Annotated in this window: 10 protein-coding genes and 1 pseudogene; all 11 read right to left on the reverse strand. The window is 49.7% G+C overall.

From position 1 onward, the window contains the following. Positions 1–380: 380 nt before the first annotated feature. The 11 genes and pseudogenes from RB620_RS09505 to RB620_RS09560 all read right to left on the reverse strand — a co-directional run bounded on the left by RB620_RS09505 (position 381) and on the right by RB620_RS09560 (position 23,876). On the reverse strand, positions 381–3,455 hold the full coding sequence (locus tag RB620_RS09505) for a CBM35 domain-containing protein (RefSeq protein ID WP_308093785.1): 3,075 nt from the start codon (positions 3,453–3,455) through the stop codon (positions 381–383). 206 nt (positions 3,456–3,661) lie between these two features. Next, positions 3,662–4,927 (reverse strand): ABC transporter substrate-binding protein, encoded by a 1,266-nt coding sequence (locus RB620_RS09510; protein ID WP_308093787.1) that lies wholly within the window; start codon positions 4,925–4,927, stop codon positions 3,662–3,664. 29 nt (positions 4,928–4,956) lie between these two features. Then, a complete protein-coding gene (locus RB620_RS09515) occupies positions 4,957–6,534 on the reverse strand; it encodes a response regulator (RefSeq protein ID WP_308093789.1) in 1,578 nt (525 codons plus the stop codon). Continuing rightward, on the reverse strand, positions 6,509–7,993 hold the full coding sequence (locus tag RB620_RS09520) for a sensor histidine kinase (RefSeq protein WP_308093791.1): 1,485 nt from the start codon (positions 7,991–7,993) through the stop codon (positions 6,509–6,511). Before RB620_RS09520 ends, RB620_RS09515 begins: the two co-directional genes overlap by 26 nt. Next, positions 7,990–8,988, reverse strand: a complete 999-nt coding sequence (locus RB620_RS09525; RefSeq protein ID WP_308093793.1) for a sugar-binding protein — start codon at positions 8,986–8,988, stop codon at positions 7,990–7,992. Before RB620_RS09525 ends, RB620_RS09520 begins: the two co-directional genes overlap by 4 nt. A 207-nt stretch (positions 8,989–9,195) precedes the next feature. After that, positions 9,196–13,827: a glycoside hydrolase family 3 N-terminal domain-containing protein gene (locus tag RB620_RS09530; RefSeq protein ID WP_308093795.1), complete on the reverse strand. Its 4,632-nt coding sequence runs from the start codon at positions 13,825–13,827 to the stop codon at positions 9,196–9,198. A 257-nt stretch (positions 13,828–14,084) separates the two neighbouring features. Beyond that, positions 14,085–15,578, reverse strand: coding sequence for a DHA2 family efflux MFS transporter permease subunit (locus RB620_RS09535; RefSeq protein ID WP_308093796.1), 1,494 nt, complete (start codon positions 15,576–15,578; stop codon positions 14,085–14,087). 35 nt (positions 15,579–15,613) lie between these two features. Further along, positions 15,614–18,022: pseudogene (gene helD, locus RB620_RS09545) on the reverse strand (RNA polymerase recycling motor HelD). Between the two features lie 1,149 nt (positions 18,023–19,171). Further along, a complete protein-coding gene (locus RB620_RS09550; protein ID WP_308093801.1) occupies positions 19,172–21,034 on the reverse strand; it encodes a right-handed parallel beta-helix repeat-containing protein in 1,863 nt (620 codons plus the stop codon). 42 nt (positions 21,035–21,076) lie between these two features. Further along, complete coding sequence (locus RB620_RS09555) at positions 21,077–22,033, reverse strand: SurA N-terminal domain-containing protein (protein WP_308093802.1); 957 nt, start codon at positions 22,031–22,033, stop codon at positions 21,077–21,079. A 400-nt stretch (positions 22,034–22,433) separates the two neighbouring features. Continuing rightward, the gene (locus tag RB620_RS09560; RefSeq protein WP_308093803.1) at positions 22,434–23,876 is read right to left on the reverse strand and encodes a beta-galactosidase; all 1,443 of its coding nucleotides are present in this window, start codon (positions 23,874–23,876) and stop codon (positions 22,434–22,436) included. Positions 23,877–23,944 lie beyond the last annotated feature (68 nt).

Genomic DNA, 23,944 nt, shown 5'->3' on the forward strand with positions numbered 1-23,944 from the left:
CTGCATAGTAACAGCTCCTTTTGCTATGTAGCTCTGAAAATGGTTGTGTTCTTACTTCCCATTTTTAACCTACGACGTGAAGCACATACGGGGCTGTTTTTACGTTCATCATAGCTAGAAAGATCGAATGGTTACGCTCCTTTCGGAGCGATCTACGATGTCCTTAAGAATACGAAGCAGACTGGCAAGCTGAAAAACGATCATTGAAGCGATTGGAAATAATAATCGACAGTCTCCCAGAGTCCGTTAGACCGATTAACACAGCCGCTGCCAACATCGCGCGGCAGCAAAAAACGCCAGTCCGCCGGATCGTCCGGTTGGCTGGCGTTTTTTTCGCTGCGAGCATGTTATGCTTTGGTTATTGCCGTTATGCTGCTTCGCTATTTCTTGAGCTTCACCTTGTACAGCTTCGATTGGCCGGCTTCGAGCGTTACGTCCAGCGTGCCGCTCGCTTCCGATTTGGCGCCGGTCCAGACGTCGGTCAACTCGGCCTTGATTCCCGCTTTGACGCCGAAGGCCCTGCCGAGGTCGACTTGTTTCGCCGCGGGTTCGTTCGTATAGTTGAACACGGCCAAGTAAACGTCCTTCTTGTCCTGCAGAACGAATACGTCGGCTGCCGACGTTCCCGTATTGCCTTCCACGGGACGGAACGCTTCGCCGAGCAGCGCGACTTCGTTCACGTTTTTGTTCGTGAGCAGGGATTTCATGAGCTGCTGCGCCTCGGGATTGAACACGTCATCCGAACTCATGAAGACGGTGCCTGAGATGGCTGCCGCATTCACCCGCGTCTGAGCCGCGTTGTACGAACCGCCTTTGATGAGCGTCATGTAATCCGGGTCGGTGTAACGGTAAATCGTGCCATTCTGCCAGAAGCCATACGTTAGATTGTTCAGCTGATATTCCGTTCGGCCGAGCGATCCGTCGATGTCGCAGGAGATCCGTCTCGCGTGCGCGTACTGGCTCGGGAACAGCGGCGCGATCGACGCGCTGATGAACATGCGCCCTTTCAGCGTTTGGTTGATGTGCGCCATGCCTTGATTGTAAGCCTGGATGCCCGTCGTCGCTTGCGGGTCGTAATGGACGCCCTCGAAGGAGCCGTGGCTCAGGAAGTCGATTTTGATATATTCGAAGCCATAATCGAGAAACTTCTTGAACACGTATTCCACGCGCTGCTTGGAGCCGGGATGCGTCGGATCGATCGCGTAGGCTCCGTCCACCTTCGGCAGCGGATTGCCCGAGGAGTCCCGCAAAATAATGTCGCCGTACGTGTACTTCCCGTCCGTGCCTTCTACCGGCTGCGCCATATTGTCGCCCCAGTACACGAACGGCCCGTAATAGATGCCCGCCTTCTGGCCGTTCTTCCGGATTTTCTTGACCGCATCGCGAAGCTGCTGATCGGTTAGGTTGTCCCAATAAGAGTCCATGTTGATGTAGACGTTGCCTTTGTTGTTGAACGTTTTTTGCAGATTGGCTTTGACGAAATCGGACACGGCCACGACTTTATCGTAGCTGAGCGAGCTCTCGTAGGCGCCCCAGCTGTTCCAGCCGACCGGCACGCCGGAAGGAACGCCGCGGCCGAATTCGAGCGGCGGGGCGACGGCTGCGTTGGCTTCGCCATAGCCCTCCAGCCCGTCACGATAATCGTCGTAATAACCGATCATAATTTGCGGCGACGTTAGTGTCGTCCCCTCAACGTAGCCATGCGCGATCGTGTCATGCGTCGAAGTTTGGGACGTAAAGCCGCCAAATACTTTCAGTTTGTTTAATCTGTCGTTCGATCCGCTCCAATAAATACCCGTTTTCCATACGTCATGAGTAACGGAACCGATGACCAGACCCGCGCGGCTATCGTTGTCGTACACCGCCGTCATCTCGGAGCTGATGTAATTATTGTTATTCAGGGACGTATTGATCGTCCGTGCTTGGTATCGCGACCACATATCGTTATCGAACGGCGTGATGAGCACGCGCTTGTCTCCGTAGCTGCCGATATCGACGCCTCCGCTGGCATGCACCGCCAGCGGCGCCATGTCGTTCGAGCGGATGGCCGAATCGCTGACAAGCTGCTGCGACACGAGGACATACGGCTGATCATCGTACAGGTGGTAGACCTGCTTCATCGTCGGCAGTCCTTCTTCGCGGTTCTCGACGGTGACGCGGATGCCTTTGCCGTGATTGTCTTTGATTTTGACCACGTCATGCAGACTGAACCGGTGTTCTCCGTACTTCCGGCTGTCTAGGAGCGTGCCATCGTCAAGCTGCGCGCTGGCGTAAGCGCCTTTGATGACCGTCTTGCCGTCGTTCCAGGCGATCGCGGACAAGCCGGATTCCGTGTTGAACGTAATGCCATAGCTACGGGTGGCGAACGTGGCCCCTTTCTCGTGTTCGGTTACGCGGATCGAGCCGAACTTCTCCGACCGGACGGCTTCGCCGATGAGGCCGATATCGTCAACCGGACCCGGATCCTCGCCGGAATCGCCGCTCGCGACAACCTCGATCTTGTCGATGTCCGGTGACCAGCCGCCGTCGTCATCGAAGGTAATCGTGTTCGCTCCTTGATTCAGTTCGACTTCAACGGCGAAGACGCCAAGCGTGTCCCAATTATCGGTTTTCGGAAACGCGTAATTTTCCGGCGTTCCTCCGTTGACGGAGATCGATATCGGGCGCGGGTCTCCGGATACGTAAGAGATCTTCAGCTGGTAAACGCCGACCTTCCGGGCCGTGACATCGCGGAATTGCAGCATCGAGCCGCCCCACAGATTGCCTACCTTTTGGCCGCCCGAGCAGCCGGTCGCCGCTTGGCAGCCGGATACGGCTGCATTGCCCGTCAGGACGTTTGCCGACGCTTCCGCTTCGTAAACCGTTCCCGCAGGCGGGTTGCCCGGTTCATCCGGACCGGTCAGACGAAGCTCGATCCGATCGATGTCCGGGGAGTAGCCGCCGCCATCGCTGAACGCGATAACGTTGGCGCCGGCTTGCAGCTCAAGCTGAAGCTCGTACGCGCCGAGCGTTTCCCAATTCGCTGTGGCGGGAGGGCTGTACTGATCGCTGCCGCCGCCGTTCACGCTCAGCGCGAAGGGACGTGGATCGCCGGATATATAATGCACGGTCATCGTATAGACGCCCGCTTCCTCGACGACAACCTCGTTGAAAGTCAAGGACGAACCTCCCCATAAGCCGCCGACCAGCTTCCCGCCCGAGCAGCCCGTGGCTTCCTGGCAATTCTTGATTTCCGCCTTCCCGGCGAGCGCGTTGACAAGCGCCTCCGCCTCGAACGAATACGTCGCGGTTTCCGCTGCCGCAGCCTCCGCTTCCGCCGTCGTAGCAGATACATGCTCGACGTCCCGGATCGGCTGCACCGGCGAGAAAAACGACGCCAAAATAAGTATTGCGGCCGCCAGGATCAGCAGCGCATTTTTGCTTTTGCCGGATCGTAATCCATGAATGACTCTCATTACTCCTTGCCTCCCATTCGTTTCTGTTCGATTGAACGCTCAAACACTGAAGCGCTTACAATCGTACCTACAATGTAAGACAAGGAAGAGAAGCGAACAATCCAAATATTTAATAAACTATACGGCAAACCGCCGAACCTCAAAATTGCCGCTTAACGCGAAAACCCGACAAGCAATGGAGCTTTTCGGGTTTTTGCAAGCAAACGTTATGAATCAATCTTTTTGGCTTCTAAATAGCCTTGATACACTTGCCTTCCGACCGATTTAAAAATCAGGCGGGAATGCTTCAGGCTCTCTTTGAAATCCTTGATCGTTTGTTGGCCATAAGCGTCGTATTTGGCTGAATCGGTATCGATTCGGGAAGGAATCGATCCTTTGAGCGGATTAAACGTATCCTGGCCTTCAACCGAACCTAATAGCTTAAGCCATTCCTTCGTCGTTTCTGGATTTTTAGAGGCTTTTGGCAATCCGAAGGTGTCCATTGTAGCAAGGAACGTCCCCTTCGTTCCCGGGAACGTCACCCATCCGTAATCTTCTCCCGGTATCATTTCCTGAATGAAGCTTAAATTGCCCTTAACCCAATCCCCCATCGAGAGCATTGCCGTTTGGCCTTCCCCGAACAATTTGGCCTCTTCAGACCATGAAAGATTTCCATGATCGGCATTGACGTAGCTCATGAGTTCCTTCATATTCTCATAAACTTTCGTCAATATGCTATCGTCGTACAAGGCCTCGTCTCGGGTCAGTTCCAAATAACGATCCGTTCCGATCGTTCCAAGAATAACGTTGTTTAATAAAGAGATTTCCGTCTTGTCTCCGGAAGCTAACGGAACGATTCCCGCATCCCTAATCCGTCTGCATAACTCCAATAACTCTTCGAAAGTGCCGGGCGGCTCAAGATCTAGCTGCTTGAATATTTTTTTGTTGTACCACAACACGTTAGTTCGATGAATATTGAGGGGGATCGCATAAATGTTTCCGTCCAACGTCAGCTCGTCGATGATTTCCTTCGGGAATTTATCCTTCCAGCCCTCTTCGTCGAAAAGATCGTTCAAACTTGCCAATTGCCCTTGCGACGCCGATCGGATAATGGTCTCTTCATTTGCTTGGTACGTATCCGGCGGATTGCCCTCCTCCATTCGGCGCTTCAGCACGTCCCTGGCATTGACTCCAGCGCCGCCTTCCACCGCGGCGGAAAACAAATAGATGTCAGGGTGCTCTTGCTTGAACAGTTGCAGTAAAGCTCTAAACCCGGCTTCGTCTCCGGCTCCGGTCCACCAAGTTAATATTTCGATCTGGTTCTTAATGTCGGGTCGCGCGACCGGAGTGACATTGATATTGGGGAAAGAGCGAACGGATCCTTCAGGAGCGTTGCCCGGATCGTCGCCGACTCCCGATTCCGTACAGCCCGAAACAACCAAGCACGATATTACGAGGAGAGAGACGATTACGTATCGAGAATTACGCTGCATGATTGGCCGCCTTTCCTTTCGCTAGTGGTTTATCCGATGCGACTCGTAAGCCGAAACTCCGTAGGCGATTGACCGGTCCATTTCTTAAATACCCGGCTGAAATAATTCGGATCGCGGTACCCGACTTGGCTGCTTATATCTTTTAAGCTTTGTCCTGGATCGGACAACAATTCCTTCGCCTTGGCGATTCGGATCTGCGTGAGGAAATCGACGAAAGTGGAGCCGCACCGCTCATGAAACAATTTACTAAAATAGTAGGGGTTAAGCTGTACGATGTCGGCCACGTGCTCAAGGGAAAGGTCGCTGGCGTAATGGTCCGCAATGTAGGCTTTCGCTTTCTCCATGTTCCCTCTCGTATCGTTCGCATACCATTGGACTAGCTTATCGATCAATATCTTCATTTGATATTTGACCAGTTCCTTGATCAGCTTCTCCGAATGAAAAGCATCCATGCCCTCGAAGCTAACCGTATTGAAACCGCTTTCTCCTAACATTTGAGCGATAACGGAAAATAATTTCCCCAACTCGTGCTTCACGACTTGAAGCTCGTATTTGGACGCCTGAAAAAGCTCGTCCAAGTATCGATCAAAAACATCTAGCGCCGCTTCTTTATCGGCTTTGCGTATGGCGAGCAGCAACGCCTTCTCCGTGTCTCTCGGATACAACCGGAACGGGTCGGATTCCGCTTCCCGTAAATCTTCGAAATATTTAATTCGCGAAGGCAGATTCGGATCCCGGGAAGCGAGAAGTGCCTCGTGATAGGACATGACGTAACGCTCCCGTTCCGGATAAGGCGTACCGATCCCGATGAATACCCGTACATTGGAATCGTGGTTGTCGATCGAACGGGTCAACTTACGGGCGAATTGCATTGCATGGGCCCGGGGCGATAATTTAGAGCCGGAAGAAGCGTCCGGAAAGACGAACAAAGGGATTTGACTTCCCGACATCGGACCGACGAGACAATGCTCCAATTGCTTGCACGCCATCCTTAACTCAGCGTATATTTTCATTTTCTCAACCTTGTCAAGTTCTCTTCCCAAAGCGCTAAGCGTGATTACGACGGCATAAGCTTGTCCGGCTTTAAAGCCGATTTTGTCATCCCAATCCGATAGATCCACGTCTTGGATATAGTTCATCAGAATCGCCGACACGGACTCTGCTTCGATGACCGAAAGGGTCTGATGAACTTTGTTTTCCAGTTCATTCAGTTTACGTTTTCGATCTTGATCCGAATGGATTTCGTCTATCATCCTCCGGATCGATTCTATTGTTTTTTCTTTTTTGCATGGCTTGACCAAATATTCTTTCACGCCGTTGCGCATGACTTTTCGCGCGTATTCGAACGTATCGAAAGCGGAAACCATTATGAACCGAATGTCCGGGTATTTCTCGTGGATCGTCTGAACCGCTTCCACCCCGTCGATTCCGGGCATCTTGATGTCCATCGTAATGAGATCGGGTTGAACCGTATCCGTCATCTCGATTGCCATCCGGCCGTTTTCCGATTCTCCTACAACCTCGATCTCTGGAAAATATCTTTCGATAATCATGCGGAGAGCTTTGCGCTCGATCTCTTCGTCATCCACTATAAGCAGCCTGCACATGTACGATGCTCCCTTTCTGTCCATCCTCGCAAGGCAATAACAAACGGACGATCGTTCCTTCGCCCGGAACGGATTCAATGACCATCACGTCATCGTATTGATAAAAGAGTTGAAGCCGCCGTCTGACATTTCGCAAGGCTATGCCGTTGGAATCTTTCGATCGTTCGAGGTTTCCAATCGTATCGGGGTCTTCCGGTTGCAGCAAGGCACGTAATTGAACCTCCGTCATCCCGATGCCGTTATCCTTCACTTCGACGATGACCCGGCCACCCGACCGAAATACGTTAACGCCGATTTCCGCTCCCTTCTCATAGGATTCGACGCCGTGAGTAAAAGCGTTTTCAACCAGTGGCTGAAGGGTTAACGGAGGAATCGGGCAGTCCAGCGCATGCTCCGATATCTGCTCGACAACATTTATCCTTTTGCCGAAACGCATCTTTTGAATAAAAAAATATTCTTTAACAATTTCGAGTTCGTCGCGCAGCATCACGGTATGATTAAGTTTGCTTAAATTGTAACGAAGCAACGTAGACACCGATTCAACGGCTTCGCTCGTTTTTTCCGCGCCTTCGAGAAAAGCCATTTTTGCGACCATATTAAACGTATTAAACAAGAAATGCGGATTGATCTGATTTTGCAGGCTTTTAATTTCCATTTTCTTCATGAGTTGGTCTAACTCCGATTTCGTTTCGATTTCGGCGATCAATCGTCTTATGTTTTTGCACATATGGTTAAAAGTATCGGTCAAAAACATCAGTTCGTCCTTCGTTCTTACTTTAACCTTTTTAATATCGAAGTTTCCTCGAGAGATTTGCTTGGCGGCGACCGTCAACAACTGGATCGGTCTCGTAATTCCTTTGGAGAACCAAAACGTGAACATGATGCAAATAACGAGAGTAGACAGGAAGATATAAATTCCCATCGACCGGAAATAGTCGTTTTTTTGATTCATTAACAAATAAAAGTGCTGGTAGTTCGTCAGTTCATTATTAATAAGAGATAATGTTGATTCCTGTATAAATTGCGATATTTTCCCCGTCTGGGTCAAATGATCGTAATAATCGTTGTAATTGCGGGCGTCGTATTGCTCGATAGTAAGGCTGCCTTCCTCCAAAAAACTATTGATCATATTGCCGTAGTTTTGAATCAGCATACGGTTTTGATCGTTGCCGACTTGTTCAGCGAGCTTGTTCTTGTTATCGCGAAGATCTGCCGATTGCGCCAAATACGCATTTTGGAGGCTTCTATCTTGAGTAGGAGACAAAACGTATGAATTGATCGCGGAATTAACGTTGATCGTCTTTTGATAAATATTGTTCAATAGAAAAAAACGATTCAGCATCGCATTGTATTGCTCGACGGAGTTAATGCTGTTCGTAAACAGCACGAGAGCCACCGCGTTTAAGAACATGACTAGAGCGATAATAAATACCATTAACTTCGTCTGTATTTTGATCATTGTTTCTCTCCCGTCCCGGTAAGGTCGGCTCGGCGCACAACTTTAGTATCCGTATTGAATACGGTTACAATTTTTTTGCCTTGAAGATATTCGAGCATCAGATTCACGCTTTCTTGTCCCATAATATAAGGTTGTTGTACCACTGTAGCCTCGATTACGCCCTGATCAATATAGGACAGCGTTTCCGGCAAGTCGTCGAAAGCGATAATCCGCGCCCTTCCCTTCACCAATTCATCTCCCGATTCCTTTAGCATCTGCACGATGCCGAGGCCGTCTAGCGCGCTAGTCCCGATGAACGTATCGACTTCGGGATATCGCTGGGCGATCGAATATGCGCTGGCTGCGGATTGAATCCTGCTGATGTTCGATTCGGTGACATCGAGCACCCGAATATTCGGATAAGCTTTCACGGCATCCTTGAAGCCTTGTACCCGGTCGATTTGATTGGATGCGGTAAAGCTGCCCGTAATAATGCCCACTCGGGCATTGCCGCCGGACTGTTGGATGAGCTCTTTACCGGCCATGTAACCCGCGGTGTAATTATCAGTGCCCACGTAGGCAACGCGCTGACTGTCCGGAGCGTCCGAATCGACGGTGATGACCGGGATGCCCAAACTCATTGCTTTATTGATGACTGGCGTAAACTCTTTCTCGTCCAAGCCTTGCGTGATGATTCCGTCAACCTTAGAAGCAATCACCATTTCGATAATTTTGATATGCTCTCGAACGTCCGCCTGCGTAGGCCCCAAATATTCGATTTCTACCCCTTTTAGTATCGCCATTTCCCTCGCGCCTTGCTGTATTAATCTCCAGTAGGGGTTATCGTATTCCTGCGATATAAGCACAAGATGGATAGCCGGGTTGTCCACGGTGATATCGGAAGTCAAGTTATTATTGATTTGCATCGCTTTCCAAGCATAAAAAACCGCGATGCCTGAGAACGCGAGCAACATGACAGCCATCGAGAAATAAAAAGTTTTGTGTGAGCGCAGCATCGTTGTTCCCTCATTGTCGAATTTTATTGGGTAATCGACTGTTTAATTATTATAACATTAGGATATTTAAATATCTTTAGTCATGTCGAAGGTACAATCTGGATTATATTGCGTTCAATCTGGATTTTTTTAAGGAAATCAAATGGATCTCTTGAAGTGAAAAAATGACTGAGCGGCTTACGTCGCTCAGTCCCTTTTGGATCATGCTTATTTAGTTTGTTCGGCGTTGTTCGGTTTTTGAAGATATTCGAGAACGCGATGGATGATGACGGCAGCTTCCGCGCGGGATGCGGTCGCTTTCGGATCGAAATCGCCGTCGTTGCGTCCTTGAACGACTCCAAGCGTTTTCAGAACGTATACCGCCTCTTTCGCGTAACCCGAGATATCATCGTCGTCCGTGAACGTTCCGGATACGACCTCCGGCAATTGCACGTTTTGAGCTTTGAGCGCGTTGTAGATCATGACGCTAAGATCCTGTCTCGTGATATCTTTTTTGGGTCCGAACTGGCCGTTGCCGATGCCGTTCGCAATGCCGTTCGATGAAGCGATATCGATAAACGATTTAAACCATGCGTTCTCGGGAACGTCATTGAATTCCGTCGGTTCGCCTTGCTCTTTGAAGCCGAACGCTCTGACGATCATCGTCAGCAGCTCCGCGCGCGTCACTTCCCCTGCTTGGTCGAAAGAACCGTCAGCCTTGCCGACAATAATGCCTTTTTCGGCGAGATTCGCGACCGCTTCCCGTGCCCAGCCAGGAATCAAGCTTGCGTCATTAAATTTTTCTTTCAGTATTTCGGAAGCCGAAGGCTGTTCCGGAGTAGTCTCCGGCTCCGTTGGTTGCTCAATTGCCGGTGGCGTAACACTTCCATTGCCGGAAGAAGCCGGCGTTCCGTATTCGAACGTAGCGGTAACGCCTTGTTTCCCCTCTTCATTCTCGATTACGAAATTGTTCGACGTATTGGAGACGATCACATTAAACTTGCTGCCCGGAGTTACGGTCCAGCCTGTACCGTTGCCATACACAACGTCGGAAGTCGTTTCCGTACCGGTCAACGTTCCTTCGAAGCCGTCGTCGTAGTATTGAAGATCGCTCAGCTTAATCGTAAACGTTACCGTAGTAGATGCTCCCGGCTCAAGCTCGACCTTTTGATAGCCGCGAAGGTCTTTCATCGGACGTCCTTCAGAAGCATGGTTTTGCATGCCGAGATACAGCTGCACGACTTCTTTTCCTTTGACGGAGCCTACGTTTTTGATCGTTACTGTCGCTTCGACCGTGTCATCCGGATTATTTTGATTAAATACCGACTTGTTAAGCGACAGATTACTGAACTCGAACTTGGTGTAACTCAAACCGTAACCGAAAGAATAAGCAACTTTGGCATCATACTCAGCTTTGGTGGAAAATTTCGTATCGAACCACTTATATCCGACAAGTACGCCTTCATCGTAATAAACCGGGTTCGTCCCCCATCCGCCGTTCGTTATTCCGGCGTTTGCCGCGTTGCCCGCATTCGCCAAATTCAATTGGCGGGCTGGCAACTCTTTGGATGCCGCGATCGACGGGCTGTCTTCGAAATGCTTCGTGAACGTTTGCGTAAGCTTGCCCGAAGGGTTCACTAAACCCGAAAGCACATCCGTAATTGCATGTCCGCCTTCTTGCCCCGGCAGCCATGAAATAAGAATGGCATCCGCATACTGGTCGATGACGGTCGTATCGAGCGCCGCTCCTATATTCAACAGGACGATCAGTTTTTTGCCTTGCGCATGGAAGGCGTCGGAATAGGCTTTAAGCGTTTTTTCTTCCTCGGTTGTTAAGTAATAACCGTCATTGCCAGTGAGCGCATTGTCGGCACCCTCTCCGGTCTGGCGGCTAACTACATAAATTCCGTAGTTTGAGCTAGCAGCCAGGGAAGCTGCCGATGCATCCAGCGTCGCTTGATCGAATGTTCCCGTATACGTCAAGTTGATGCCGGTTACTCGTCCGCTCGTGGACGTATAGCTCAAGTTTTTCGTATAACCGGCCGCTTGTTTAATATCTTTGACGTTGTCTGCGTTCGTGACCGTAAATTTCTCTTGAAGGGCGTCTTCCAGCGAGACGACGGAAGCATGCGTCGGGTCGAAGTAAACGCCGGCGCTGCCGCCTCCGCGGGATACGAAGTCAGACGACGTTATGGCGTTATCGCCGAATCCGCCGCGTCCTTTCAAATTAGAGCTTGTAATCAAACCTACGTTAGAACCTTCGGCAAGGGGAAGAAGATTATTGTTGTTCTTAAGCAGTACCATTGCGTCTGCCGCCGTTTTGCGGGCAAGCGAGTTCGACTCGTCGAACAAGTTGCTGCTATAAAACTCTTGCTCTTTTTGGACCAAATCGTATTGTTGTCCCCATGCTCCATACTCGCCTTTAAAGGTATTCGATTTGATGACCACGTTCAAGAGGTTCGTAACCGTTTGGTTCAAATAGGAAACGTCCAGTACGTTCATCTCGATCGCGGCTTTCAGTTCTGCCTTTTTGGCTGCGCTGAGGCTAGGTTCCGTCAAGTCCATTTGAGCCCGCACGGTATCCACGATCGATTGGGTCGCGCCCCAGTCTGACATCACGAAACCGTCGAAGCCGAAATCGCCGCGAAGCACATCAGTCAACAACCAGCCGTTTTCGCAAGCATAGATGCCATTCAAACGGTTGTAAGAACACATGATGGACCACGGTTTTGCCGTTGCCGCGATGTCGAACCCTTTCAAATACACTTCGCGGAGCGAACGCTCCGACGCGATCGTGTTGCCGCCTTGACGGTTCGTCTCTTGCTCGTTCCCGGCGTAATGCTTCAGCGTTACGCCGACGTTTTGCGATTGTACACCTTCGGTATATTCGCGAGCCACAACGCCGGACAAATAAGAATCTTCCGAAAAATATTCGAAGTTGCGTCCGCTTTGCGGGTTTCTCAAAATATTTTGGCCCGGCGACAGCATGATGTCGATACCGTAAAACTTCGCTTCTTTACCGGTTTGAATAGCGATGTCGTGCATAAGCTGTTCGTCCCACGATGAGGCGATGGCCGTCGGAGACGTCCAAGTCGTCGCCTTATATCCCATACGAACGCCCGCAGGCCCGTCCGAAAGCGTTATTGGCGCGATCCCCATGGACATCAGTCGAGGAGTGGTGTACGTACCGCCTGCAGCCCCGTTGTTCTTGATTGCGGTGCCATCGGCGGTTGAGCCCTTCGTTCCGCCGATTAAATTGATTTTCTCATCGAGCGTAAGCTGCGAGATCACCTGCTCGATTAATTGTTTCTTTTCTGAATCCGTCCATGATCCCGTTTTGAGGGCAAGCAACGATTTCAACGACGTATCCACTTTATAAGTAAGTTCAACGACATCACTTTTAACAACATTCGGAAGCGTAGCTCCAGTTGCTTTGGCGAAAGCTTTAATTCTCGTTGTCTGATTGGAATTGATGGGAATAGCCGCCGAATAAACGGAGGAAGCCTCGGTCGGAATCGCAGGCTCAGTGCCATCCGTAGTTAAAGTGTAGTAGATCGTGGAACCGGCAGTTCCTGAAAGTACAGCGGCGCTTGGAAAATAAGTATTGTTTGCAAAAGTACCGGCTTTGACATCCGTTGGCGCTGGCAGTTTAAATACGAATGTATGCGTGAAAACATTGGAATAAGATGTGCCGTCATACGAAACGACTTTCAATTGTACCGGAGACGGCAGATTCGCAGCTGGAGCAACCGTAATTCTTAAATTGCCAGGCAGGGCGGTTGAGCTTGTAGTCGGGTTTGTACCGTCAAGCGTAAAGTACTGAGTTGACCCGGAAGGGGCTGCTGTTGCGGTAACGCTTGCAGTCACTCCTAAAATTGTCGTAAGACCGCCATTAGAGTAGCCCGTAATCGTAGGCACTGTAAGTAAAGGATTCACGCTGGGCGGAATTTGAATGGAAGCAACCGCGCTCATGCCGACGATATTCTCGACGACGATATAGACCACTTTGCCCCCTGCGGTCAAGCCTGTCACATTGATCGTATTTTCGCCTGGAGCCACCTGGGTGCCCCCGGCATTCACCGCGCCGGATTTCACAGCCGAAGCTACTGGTGCCGCATCAGCGGTCGGCATGACGACATAATAATATTTGGTTCCGCTTACGGAATCGTTCGATGTAAATTTCACCGAAGCGGTCGTATCGCTGACGCGACTAACAAACGTTACTCCGCTCAAAACCGGGCTCGGAGTCAACATGGCGGGAGAAGAAGTCACGATCGATTGAGCCGCATAGCTGCCGTCGATGCCTGAAACGCGGTAAATATATTCAACGTTGGCGACAGCCGTAGCATCGTTATATGACGTGCCGTCATAGTTATTCGCGATCGTCTCGTACGTAGAGTCCGCGGAGCCATTCACTTTCCTTTCGACTTTGTAAGCGTCGACGGAAGGAACTGCATTCCATGTAACCGCGATATGAGTAGGATTATTAGTTACGGCGGTGACGCTCGTCGGAGCGTTCAACGACCACAAAGCATACAGAACCATATTGTCGTCCCCGGCAAACGTTCCGCTATAGCCGGCATTATAGTCCGAACCGGAGCCGTTAGCTGCGCTGTTCCATTTGACGAACGTGTGATTCGCATAAGTGAAAGCGGTCTCAGAATTAGACTTGATCGTATAAGGGTCAGCCGAACCATACCCGGAACCGCCGTTATAGTCAGCAAAATCGGCATCGGTTCCTCCGTTGGCTTTGTAAATAATACTGTACACCCCTGATGCGAATACGCTCGTAGGCGCTACAATTCCCAGCAGCATAATGACGCTTAGCAACAAGGATACGTATTTTTTGCTTTGTTTCATTTTCTTTTAGCCTCCATATGTGATGTTTTCGAATCCACAAATCGTTAAGAACGAGTCGCCTCCTTCCGCAAGGGGTTGCCACTCCTGCAATCCCCATTTCGTTTATATTGTAAATTCATTTCTGAAACCGCTTTACTGGATTGTTTTAAGTTGAACAGGATTATTATTGGATCGCGAAAAATAGAGCCTTGGCCGACGAACGGCCAAGGCTCAAGCTATTTGCATACAAGCGAATCGGAGCCGATCCGCGACTAGTGCTAGTGCTCCATCATCGCAGGGACCGGATTGTCCCCGCCGGCGGTTCCTTCTTCTTCCTGCATCTTAGGTTTACGCAGAAGGAGCGACAGCGCCACGCCCGCGGACACGAGACACGCGGATAGGAAAAACGTGTCGCCGTAACCCGCGACGACGGCGGTCAGCGGATTCGCGTCCGCTCCAGCGATTGCGGCTTGGGAAGCGATTTGCGAAGTGAGATAACCTGTCAGGCCCGCGACCGCAAACGAAACGACGACTTGCTGAGCTGCTGTTGTCAGCGGTGTAACGCGGCTCACCAGACGGCGAGGCGCAGCGTTCAGGACATGCGTGTTGAGCGGCATCATGGAGAAGCCCATGCCGATACCCATGATGCAGATACACAAGATGATAACCCATAGTGGTGTATCTACCGATATGCCAGACAAGATGAACAGGGCAATGGATACGACGGAAAGACCGGCGAAGGCGAGCGGGCGCGCGCCGATCTTGTCGAACAGCCGGCCGCTGATCGGCATGCCGATTCCCGCACATAGCGCATAAGGCATAAGGATCCAGCCCGTTTCAAGCGCGGTGTAGTGCATGACGCCTTGCAGGTACAGCGGCACGATCAGCATTGCGCCGAACAGCGCAAGCTGTACGATCCACGTCAAGATGATGCTGCGCGTAAAGTCGGACGACTTGAACACTTTCAGCTCCAGCAGCGGCTGCTTCTGCCGCAGTTCCACGAAGATGAAGAGGATCAGCGCTATGCCGCCGACGGTCAAGCCCGTGATCGTCGAAGCCGAGGACCAGCTGGTGCCGCCCTCGCTTACGCCGAACGCCAGCATGGAGAAGGCGATCGGAGCGAGGCACATGCCGATGACGTCCAGATGCGGCGCCGCATGGCGGTCCGCTTTCGGCAAATATTTATAACCGAGAATGAACGCGATAATGCCGATCGGCAGATTGATGATGAAAATCCAGTGCCAGCTGACAGTATCGACCAGCCAGCCGGATAACACCGGACCGAACGCCGGCGCCATCAGCATCGGGATGCCGAGTAGGCCCATAACGGATCCGCGGCGCTCCGGAGGAGCGAGCTTGAACACCATGGTCATCCCGATCGGGCCAACCATGCCGCCGCCTAGGCCTTGAATGATGCGGAAAATGATTAGCTGTTCCGGCGTTTGCGCGATGCCGCACAGCACGGAGCCGATCGTGAACAGGGCGATCGTAATCATGAAAATTTGCTTGGAGCCGAATTTATCGGTCATCCAGCCTGCAAGCGGGATAACGGCGGATAAGGCGAGCGTATAACCGGTGACGGTCCATTGGATCGTCTTTAGATCGGTGTCGAAGTAGTCAACGAGCTTCGGAATGGCATTATTGACGACGGTGCTGTCCAAAATAACCATGATCATGGCGACAATAATCGCCATGAGCGGCGGCAGAATGGCTTTCAGCGAGAAGTCGTCTCCGCCGGCTGACCTCGGTTTTGTTTGCATAGGAGCTGACATGAGTCCCTGCTTTCTGCTCATCGAGCGTTGATTGGTCAATAGGTTGCTTTCTCGTACAAATTCGCGGGCAATGCCTGCACGAACGGCGACCAATCGCCCGTCGTATAAAGATGAAGCCGGTGCATGGCCCGCGTACACGCCGTATAAAGAAGCTTGCGTTCGTTGTCCCGGCTGTAAGCTTCGGGCGAAGCATCATAGACCAAAACTGCATCGAACTCGACACCCTTGGCGAGATATACGGGAATGACCATGACTCCCTTTTCAAAGCCAAGCGTCTCCTTCGTAATGAGCTGCAGAGCTTCGCCTCCTTGAAGCCGTAACGACTCATGGGCCTCCCGGCTTTCGGCTGCGGTCTTCGTAATGACGGCGATGGAATCGAAGCCCTCGGCCTTTAGTGCCGCTATGTCTGCAAGAATTTGCCCATCGCGCTTCTCCCCGTCGTCCCTCCTCGTCAGAAGGGGCCTCCGGCCTCTCCGGTCAAACGGCGCAATTTCTTCCCCGCCTGGAATCATCGATTTCGTAAATTCCACAATTTCCCTCGTTGAACGATAGCTGCGCAACAGGCGAACAATGCTAGTTTCATCTTCGCCGTAAAGGCGGACCAGCGGCGAATCAGGTGCGTCCAAACTTATAGCCTGCATGAAAATCGCTTGCCCGAAATCGCCAAGCACCGTCATCCGGGCACGGGGAAACAGCTTTTTCAAATATTCAAATTGGAACGGCGAATAATCTTGCCCCTCGTCAATGAAGACATGCCGAATCTCCGTGTTGGTCCGAACGCCTTCGATCAGTTCTTTTAAATACAAATATGGAGTCGCATCCTCATAAAATAATTTTGCCGATCCAGCCTTTCTTTGGTTTGCTTGCAGATCTCAGGCCAAAAGCTCTTCCCTATTTGTCCTCTTCCGATAAGCGGCTTCGCCCTCGAACAGTTGGCCATATATGCCTTTGACATCCACAAACGAGAACTTTTTAATTCCTTTCCTTAGCGGTTTAAAGCTTTCTTTCACAACCCTTCGGAGGAGCAGTTCTTCCTCTTTCGAAGCGAAATCAAAGTCGCTTTCATCTGCCTGGCGCTTGTTGCTTAGCTTCTCGCGAACGGAGGTGAAATGCTCCGTAAGGTCGAATAGCTCCTTCTCTTTATGCAGCATTCCGAAGACTTCCCCATACTGATCGGAGTCCAGATAATTCAACTCTTCCTCTACCCAAGGCGCTTCCCGTTCCTTGCGCTCCAGCGAAGCCAGTTCATTCAGCAGCCATTCCTGCAAAAGAGCGACCCGATTGAACAAAGGCAGGGAACGATCATACTCGTAAAACTTCGCTCGCATTTGCTCTGCGGTAATCAAATTGCGGTTCCGAAAACGAATGCCGTTGAAGCGCATGCCTTTCTGCCCCAGCCACATTCCATAGTTTTGCAGGTCTTGCAGGAAAGCCTCGGACGACTTGTATTTCATCCCTTGAAGACGGGCCACATACCCTTGCTCTCCTTGCGCGGTCAATACATATTCCATCTGATCAAAGGGATCCTCCGGCTGTAGCGAGGAACCCAACCAATAGTCGAGATATTCCTGAAACGTCGTCTGCTGCATGTTCTCTTCGCCGAGCTCCGGAAGAACGGTGGAGATATAACTGGCAAACATCGTATTCGGCGAGAAAAGAACGATCTGATCGGCCTTTATCGTTTGGCGGTGTTTGTACAGCAGGTACGCCACCCGCTGCAATGCCGCTGAAGTCTTGCCGCTGCCGGCCGCCCCTTGTACGATAAGCATCCGGCTTTTGTCATTGCGGATGATGGCGTTTTGCTCCTTCTGGATCGTGGCCACGATACTCTTCATCTGCGAGTCTGCGCCTTTGCCGAACACTTGCTGCAGCAATTCATCCCCGATCGTTTCGCTCGCGTCAAACATGTTGCGGATTTGCCCATTTTGAATCTGATACTGCCGTTTGAGCTCCATCGTCCCTTCGATTTCTCCGGATGGCGTCACATAAGACGCCGGACCGGGAGAGCAGTCGTAGTACATGCTCGCGATTGGCGTACGCCAGTCATAGATCAAAAAGCTCAATCCGTCTTCGTCAACGAATGAAGAAACGCCGATATAGATTTGTTCCTTCAGGCCAAGTCCATCCTCCTGAAAGTCGATGCGTCCGAAGTAAGGAGACGGAAGCAGACGGTTCATGTTTTTCCATTGCTGCATCAACAGCTTGTGGCCGCGCTCCCGTTCGGCCAATATCGCAGACTGCTGGTTAATCGAGTAAAAGCTCTCTTCGAAATCTTCGTACGTGCTTGTATTAATCGTCACTTCTTCCCAAAACCGCTTGCGGATATCCGTAGCCTGACCGCTCAGTCCGGCAACCTCCGGCTCCAGTTCGGCGATTCTCGCTTGCAGCTTGTTCCCGACCCGCTCCAGCCGTTCCAGTTCCTGCCGCCAATCCTTCGCTTCCATCTCTTTTGAACACACTCCTTTTTCCGTTTTCTGGGACAAGGTGAAACGGCTGACGCCGTCCTTTGGCGGCGCAGCGCGTTTCATTCCGAGAAATATAAGAAAGTATAAATGAAACTTATACTTTCTTATATTATTAAAAAGAGCATTGACAAATCAAAGTTCCAGATGTACAATTAAAGTGGGGATAAAACTGCACTGGCTATTACTTTTAAATGTCGATAACGCTATTGATTATATCATAGCGTTATTTTTGTTCAATATGTTTTTTCACTGGCGTAACTGCGCGCTGATCCGGATTGTGGACAGTTGGTAAGAGAAAATAAAGTTGTTTAATCACGTCGTTGATTTGACGCGTTTTTTAATGCTCAAACTGACCCAAAATAAAAATAAAGTTCTTTAATGACCCAGACAACCCTATACAACATCGATGCATAAGTGAAAATAAAGTTCTTTAATCGTTGCATAAAATTCTTAGCTTCCCGGAATCTTCAAAAAACAAAAACGAGGTGATCTCTGTATGGAGATACCTCGTTTTGTATCAAAAAAGAATTGCGTAGCAAGCACCATTTTATCGCTGGCGAGCAGCTGTTTGTCACATTAGATCTGACCAGCAGGCTGGTCATAGCATAAACGTGATAATGATTATATTGTGTGAGGTACGGTTCCAGGAAGTATACCATCGCAACAGCTATGATCCAGGCAGAAATTGTGTAGGAATTTATTGCACAATCTATCGCTTAAAGGGGCTCACATCTCCGTGTATCAGTCCTATCTGTGTATTTTTCCAAGACTAACCTTCGTCCCGTACAGCTACCCGCAATCTAAATTTTCATTATACAAATGTTTCGAGCACACTAATCAGAAGAAAATGCCTCTTCAAATTAGTTAGGGATCTCTTCCAAAAAAACCGCCCTACCCATTTTGAGGAAAACTCAAGGGTTCTCCGTCCGGCGTGTCTGCATCATTCGTCTGTTAAGTAGATCCATGCTCATTACAGCATAAGCATCATTATTTTCAGAACGATATGAATGCAATCGTGCCAAGAAAAAATCAATGCTCAAAAAGCGACCCTCCTCAGTTATTAAGAAGGGTCGCTGTTTCTATGTCGCTCAGTTAGTAACAGGAATAATCGGGGCAGAAAATAAAATTTTATTTCGTTATCGAATCGCTGTTCTCGGTATTGGCACTGGATTCGTATGTTAACGTACCGTGCGTCACGTTATTTATAGTGAATGTATAGGTGCCTGAGCTGTTTTTGTTTTGTACCTGATTGGATTGAAGCGTTACTTTGCCGTCCGAACCGGTTACGCCAGAGTCGGAATCCGACGTTTTGCCGGACCATTGTCCGTTGACCGTCACATTCGCCACTGGATTCCCATTGCCGTCGACAATCAGGACTGTAGCCGTTGCCCGCGTTTGTCCTTGAGCAGTTTGCAGTCCCATGGTGATATTCTGAACATGAATGGCTGTGCTTACTGCAACTCCTGTACCATTGTAAGCCCCGCGATTGGGGGCATTGGAATCCGATACAAGGTTCCCCCAATAATCTCGACCTCCATTATTATTAATAACCATTCCTGTTCCTGACGCAGGAGAGTTCTGCAATAGTTTATATCCTTCCACCGACGTTCGGTTTACTCCGCTTCCCGGATACGCGAGCCCCGGGTTGGATGTCATCTTGTTCGGATCCGCCGGCTCACCGGATGTATGGACTCCGAAGATGGTATTGTATTTGAAGTTTAATGCTTGTATATTGGACAAACCTTGCCAACTGCCCGCCCCTTCTAGGTACCAAATATTGTTGTAGAACGATACGGACTTTGTATAACCGTCCCATGAGTTGACGTAAATCGGATAAGTTGTGCTGCCGGGCGGCGAATAGATGGTATTATTATAAACCATTGTATTCGTCGTCGGGCCTGCGAGTTGGAACACCCGCGTTCCATCGTTCTGGCTTATGTTATAGCGAACAACACCACCGTCATTCTTCGCTCCTCCTGGTTGGCAGATTAAAATAAACCCGCCGTCATTATCATGGCTGTAGTTATATTGAACGATCGTTCCCGTCTGTGCATAATCAATATCGAAGCCCTGTCCGTCCAGTGTGGTGTTTCCATTGAAAGCTTCATTATTCTGAATAATGGTGTGATCGGCATTCCATGCCCAAATCCCGGCGTTCACGGTCCCGGAGCGCATATTAAAACCATTGACCGTATTGTATTGAACAATTGCACCTTGTGTCGCCATCGGTACAATACCGTCCCCGCCTACATCGGATACGTAATTGTTTTCGATTACTACATTGGTGCTGGGATACCAGTTATATTCACCTGTACATCCAGAGTCCGGACGGCACCAATAATCCGAATTCACATCGATTCCGGTACGATCCACACGTGGTCCCACGGTGTTACCGTCGATTCTTACATCATTAAAATTAGAATCCACGCTTCCAGCGATCGTTCGAACTTTAATACCTGAACTACCGCTTGCATCCTTTACGTTGTCGCCATAGACATCGTGAACGTCGTTGCCGATAATGTAAATATGATCCATTGTGCCGGCATCCTGATTCACAACATAGATGCCCATACGCCTTGAGCTGGTGCCGTTATCATTCGTTATTTCGAGATTTCGTATCTCCCAGTATTCCTGATTATACAGATATACCGCCGATTCTTGACCGTTACCGTTGATAATAGGCATGTTCCCGCTTCCGTAAGTATCGACCTTGATGGGCGCAACATTCGTTCCGCTTCCCTTGGGCCAGAGTCTACCCGACCAAGTTTGCCCTCGCTTGAAATAAATCGTGTCCCCCGGCGCGAAGGTTGTACCGTTAACTTTACTCAATGTTTTCCACGCTGTTCCATTAGTGGTCCCGTTATTGGTATCACTGCCATTTGTTACATCGATGTAATAATCAGCTGCAGCAACAGATGCAGCGAATGAAATCGAAGCTACAAGAAAGAAGAACAAAGTCATAAAAATGCTTCTACACCATACCGAATTCATATTACTCCTCCTAAATAATTTTGAATTCGCCTGAGACTGAAGTTAATTAAGTACAATGTTTCCGAAATGTTCTGTCTTTTCAATCTTAGCCATGGTAACTAGGCGGTCAACATATTCGCCAAATCCTTGATCCAAGTACATCGTCATCACCTCCTCTCTTTTTTCGTTTAAATCGAATTCTCCCCCCGGTCTCCGTTGCATGCACATCACAATCATGTAGGATCCATTATTTTTGATGATGCTACTGATCTCTCCCTCGTTCAGTCCCAGTACAAGGTTATAGTATTCACTGCTGTACTTGGATATAGTCTTGTAGTTCCTCTCCTCAATAATTTCAACTTCGGTTAATTCTCCAGCAGCTTTTCGTGCATTAAACAACTCGATGAATGACTTAGTCTCCAATTGGGATTTCAATTGCTCCATCTTTTCCTGTGTTGGTTCTATTAACTTATAGATTGTAATCAAGTCATGTTTTTTTGCTAACTTCTCGCTATTTTCATCAAAGAAACGAAGTAATGAATCTTCTGAAACAGTTGGTTGTCGCTCCAACCACAAATATTTAAGTTTATTTAGAATATTTGCTTGCCTAAAGTCGAAATATGCCTGCACTGAATATTCTCTTGGTCCAAATATAACAACTTCGTTCTCAATCGCACTTTTACGCCTCTCATTCTCCTTCTTCCATTCATCCAAGAATGAGGAGTAGGTATCGTTCTCGATAATGCCTAAGCGAACAGCCTCCTGTTGTACGACCTTCGCACGTGTTAAATCTTGTAATGCATGTTGTTTGACCTGAGTAAAGCTATTTCCGCGATGTCTCATCATTTGGGTAAAAATTATAAGTTCTTCAGCCTCTATAGTACTGCCATTAATATAGGCGACGATGTTTTCGGGGGGATCATCGGAGTTTTTTTTATATGCAGCGAACGCAGTAAAGGAGATAACTAATAAACTAAGTACTGTGACTAAAACAATTGCTTGGCGTTGTTGGAGTTTCATAACCTATCACTTCCTCTACTTAAATGGAATCTGGACCCATTCTATGACCCAATTGTAACTTTAACACCCTAACGAAAACCTTTTGAAGCGCTTTCATTATTATAGTGAACACTGTTCTGCAGGCTTAAATCCTTTATGTTGTCATTGTCTTTTGTTCGGAATATCTACTCCCGCGGAAGCAACCGCCACGCCGTGCGCCGTCAGAACACTCGCCTCATCCTTCAACTGACCCGCTTTCTCCAAAAGGAATAGTAAAGAAGCAGCAAAAAATCACTGCTTCCCAACGGACCGTTATGTTCTACGAAACCACGGCAACCTTGAAAGGTGCACCTCAACCTCGATTTCTCACGGTCCAATCATCCTGATACCGTCCACTCCGAGCCGGGATTGGTAAACGTATTTAAAATCCTGTTTTCGGAATTTCGTTCGGGTAAACTCCGGTCGCATCAAGCCTTCCAGTACGGATGTCGTACATCCGGCCATGTGTAAGTTTCATCGCTTCCACGAACGAGTGGTAGGGCTGCTGGCAGACGTCCACAACCCCGATCTGATAGTTCTCGCCGTCAAAGCGTCCTAAAACAGGCTGATCATTGAGTTGGAAGTAATGCACCCCGATTAACTCTGGAATGGAGGCTGCCTGCTCGACAAAATACTGGTAGGCCGCTCCGCGGTCTTCCTGTGTGGCGACAGCACGGATACCGTACGCAGGCAGACCTGCGTTCGCCGCTCCGAAATGAAACTCGCCAATCATGAGTGGCTTGTTCAAACACTGGCTAATGTGCCGGATTTGCTCCCGGTTCGGCTCCATCTGGTAGCAATTAATGGAGAAGACATCAAAGGCTTCGCATCCTTCCAGCACATCGTCGCTGCCTACCCATGCGTAGCGCATCCCCAAATTCAGATGGTTTGGGTCAACCAGCTTGCAAAGTTTGGCCGGAACCTCAACATAACGCCGGATCATAATCCGGTTAAACGCATTGAAATCCGCTTTTCTGACAGGGCTGTCCGACCAGTCAGAGAAATTGAGACCGTGAAGCAAATCCTCAAAATGTTGCAAGTCACTTTTCCAAGCGAGATTTATGCCGGTAACGTCCCCATACTTTTCCTTCAGCCATTCCAGAAAATGTGTCTTGCTTACGAACTGGATCGGCGAACGAAGCATTTGCTCTGTCAAGTCCAGACCGTCGACGAACGCCCAGTGCGGCTCGTTGCGCATAAAATATCCAACCAGGCGACGGTCTTCACGCATCGCGTGCAGCTGTTCGGAGAACACCGTGGCATTGTTCTCGAATTCCGGGCTGAACACGTCCGGGAAGTCCCGAAAGATCGTTTGTGCCGTCATCGGGAAGCCCTCCATCGGATACACGTATGGTAGCTCCGAATGACGGATGAACTCAGGACTGGACCAGTTGCCGATTGTGTTCATTCCCCACAGCTTCATCCGGTATTCAGTTAGATCCGCCCACTTTTTGTGCCATTCATCTCCGAAGGCCAAGATAAGGTTAGCGATCCCGAAGCTGTACCCCCGGTCCCGCCAGGCGTCCCGGTATTCCCCCTCCCGTGTTGGAAGCTCCGGAAGCAGATGATCCATTCCGTCTACCCACATCGTCTCGGCGGGATGAATGCTATCCATCCCGGCACTGAACAAAGCATAACCGTCCGGATCGACAAACCACCACCGTTGTCCGTCATGCTCCGTTCTAAAAAAACCAGTTGAGACAAATTGCAGCCCCTTCCAACCACCGTAACGGCCGTATCCAGACGGGGCGATTTTCTCTTGTGCAAGCTGCCATTCCTTTCTGAGCGCGCGTACGAGAACGCTCGGCAATTTCGTTTTGTCCACCCATTCCTTTCCTGCCCATTGCCCTAGACAATCGACATACGGTGTATGCTCATACTGAAAGGATGGGA

This window comes from Paenibacillus sp. LHD-117 (genome assembly GCF_030929555.1).
Lineage (GTDB): Bacteria > Bacillota > Bacilli > Paenibacillales > Paenibacillaceae > Pristimantibacillus.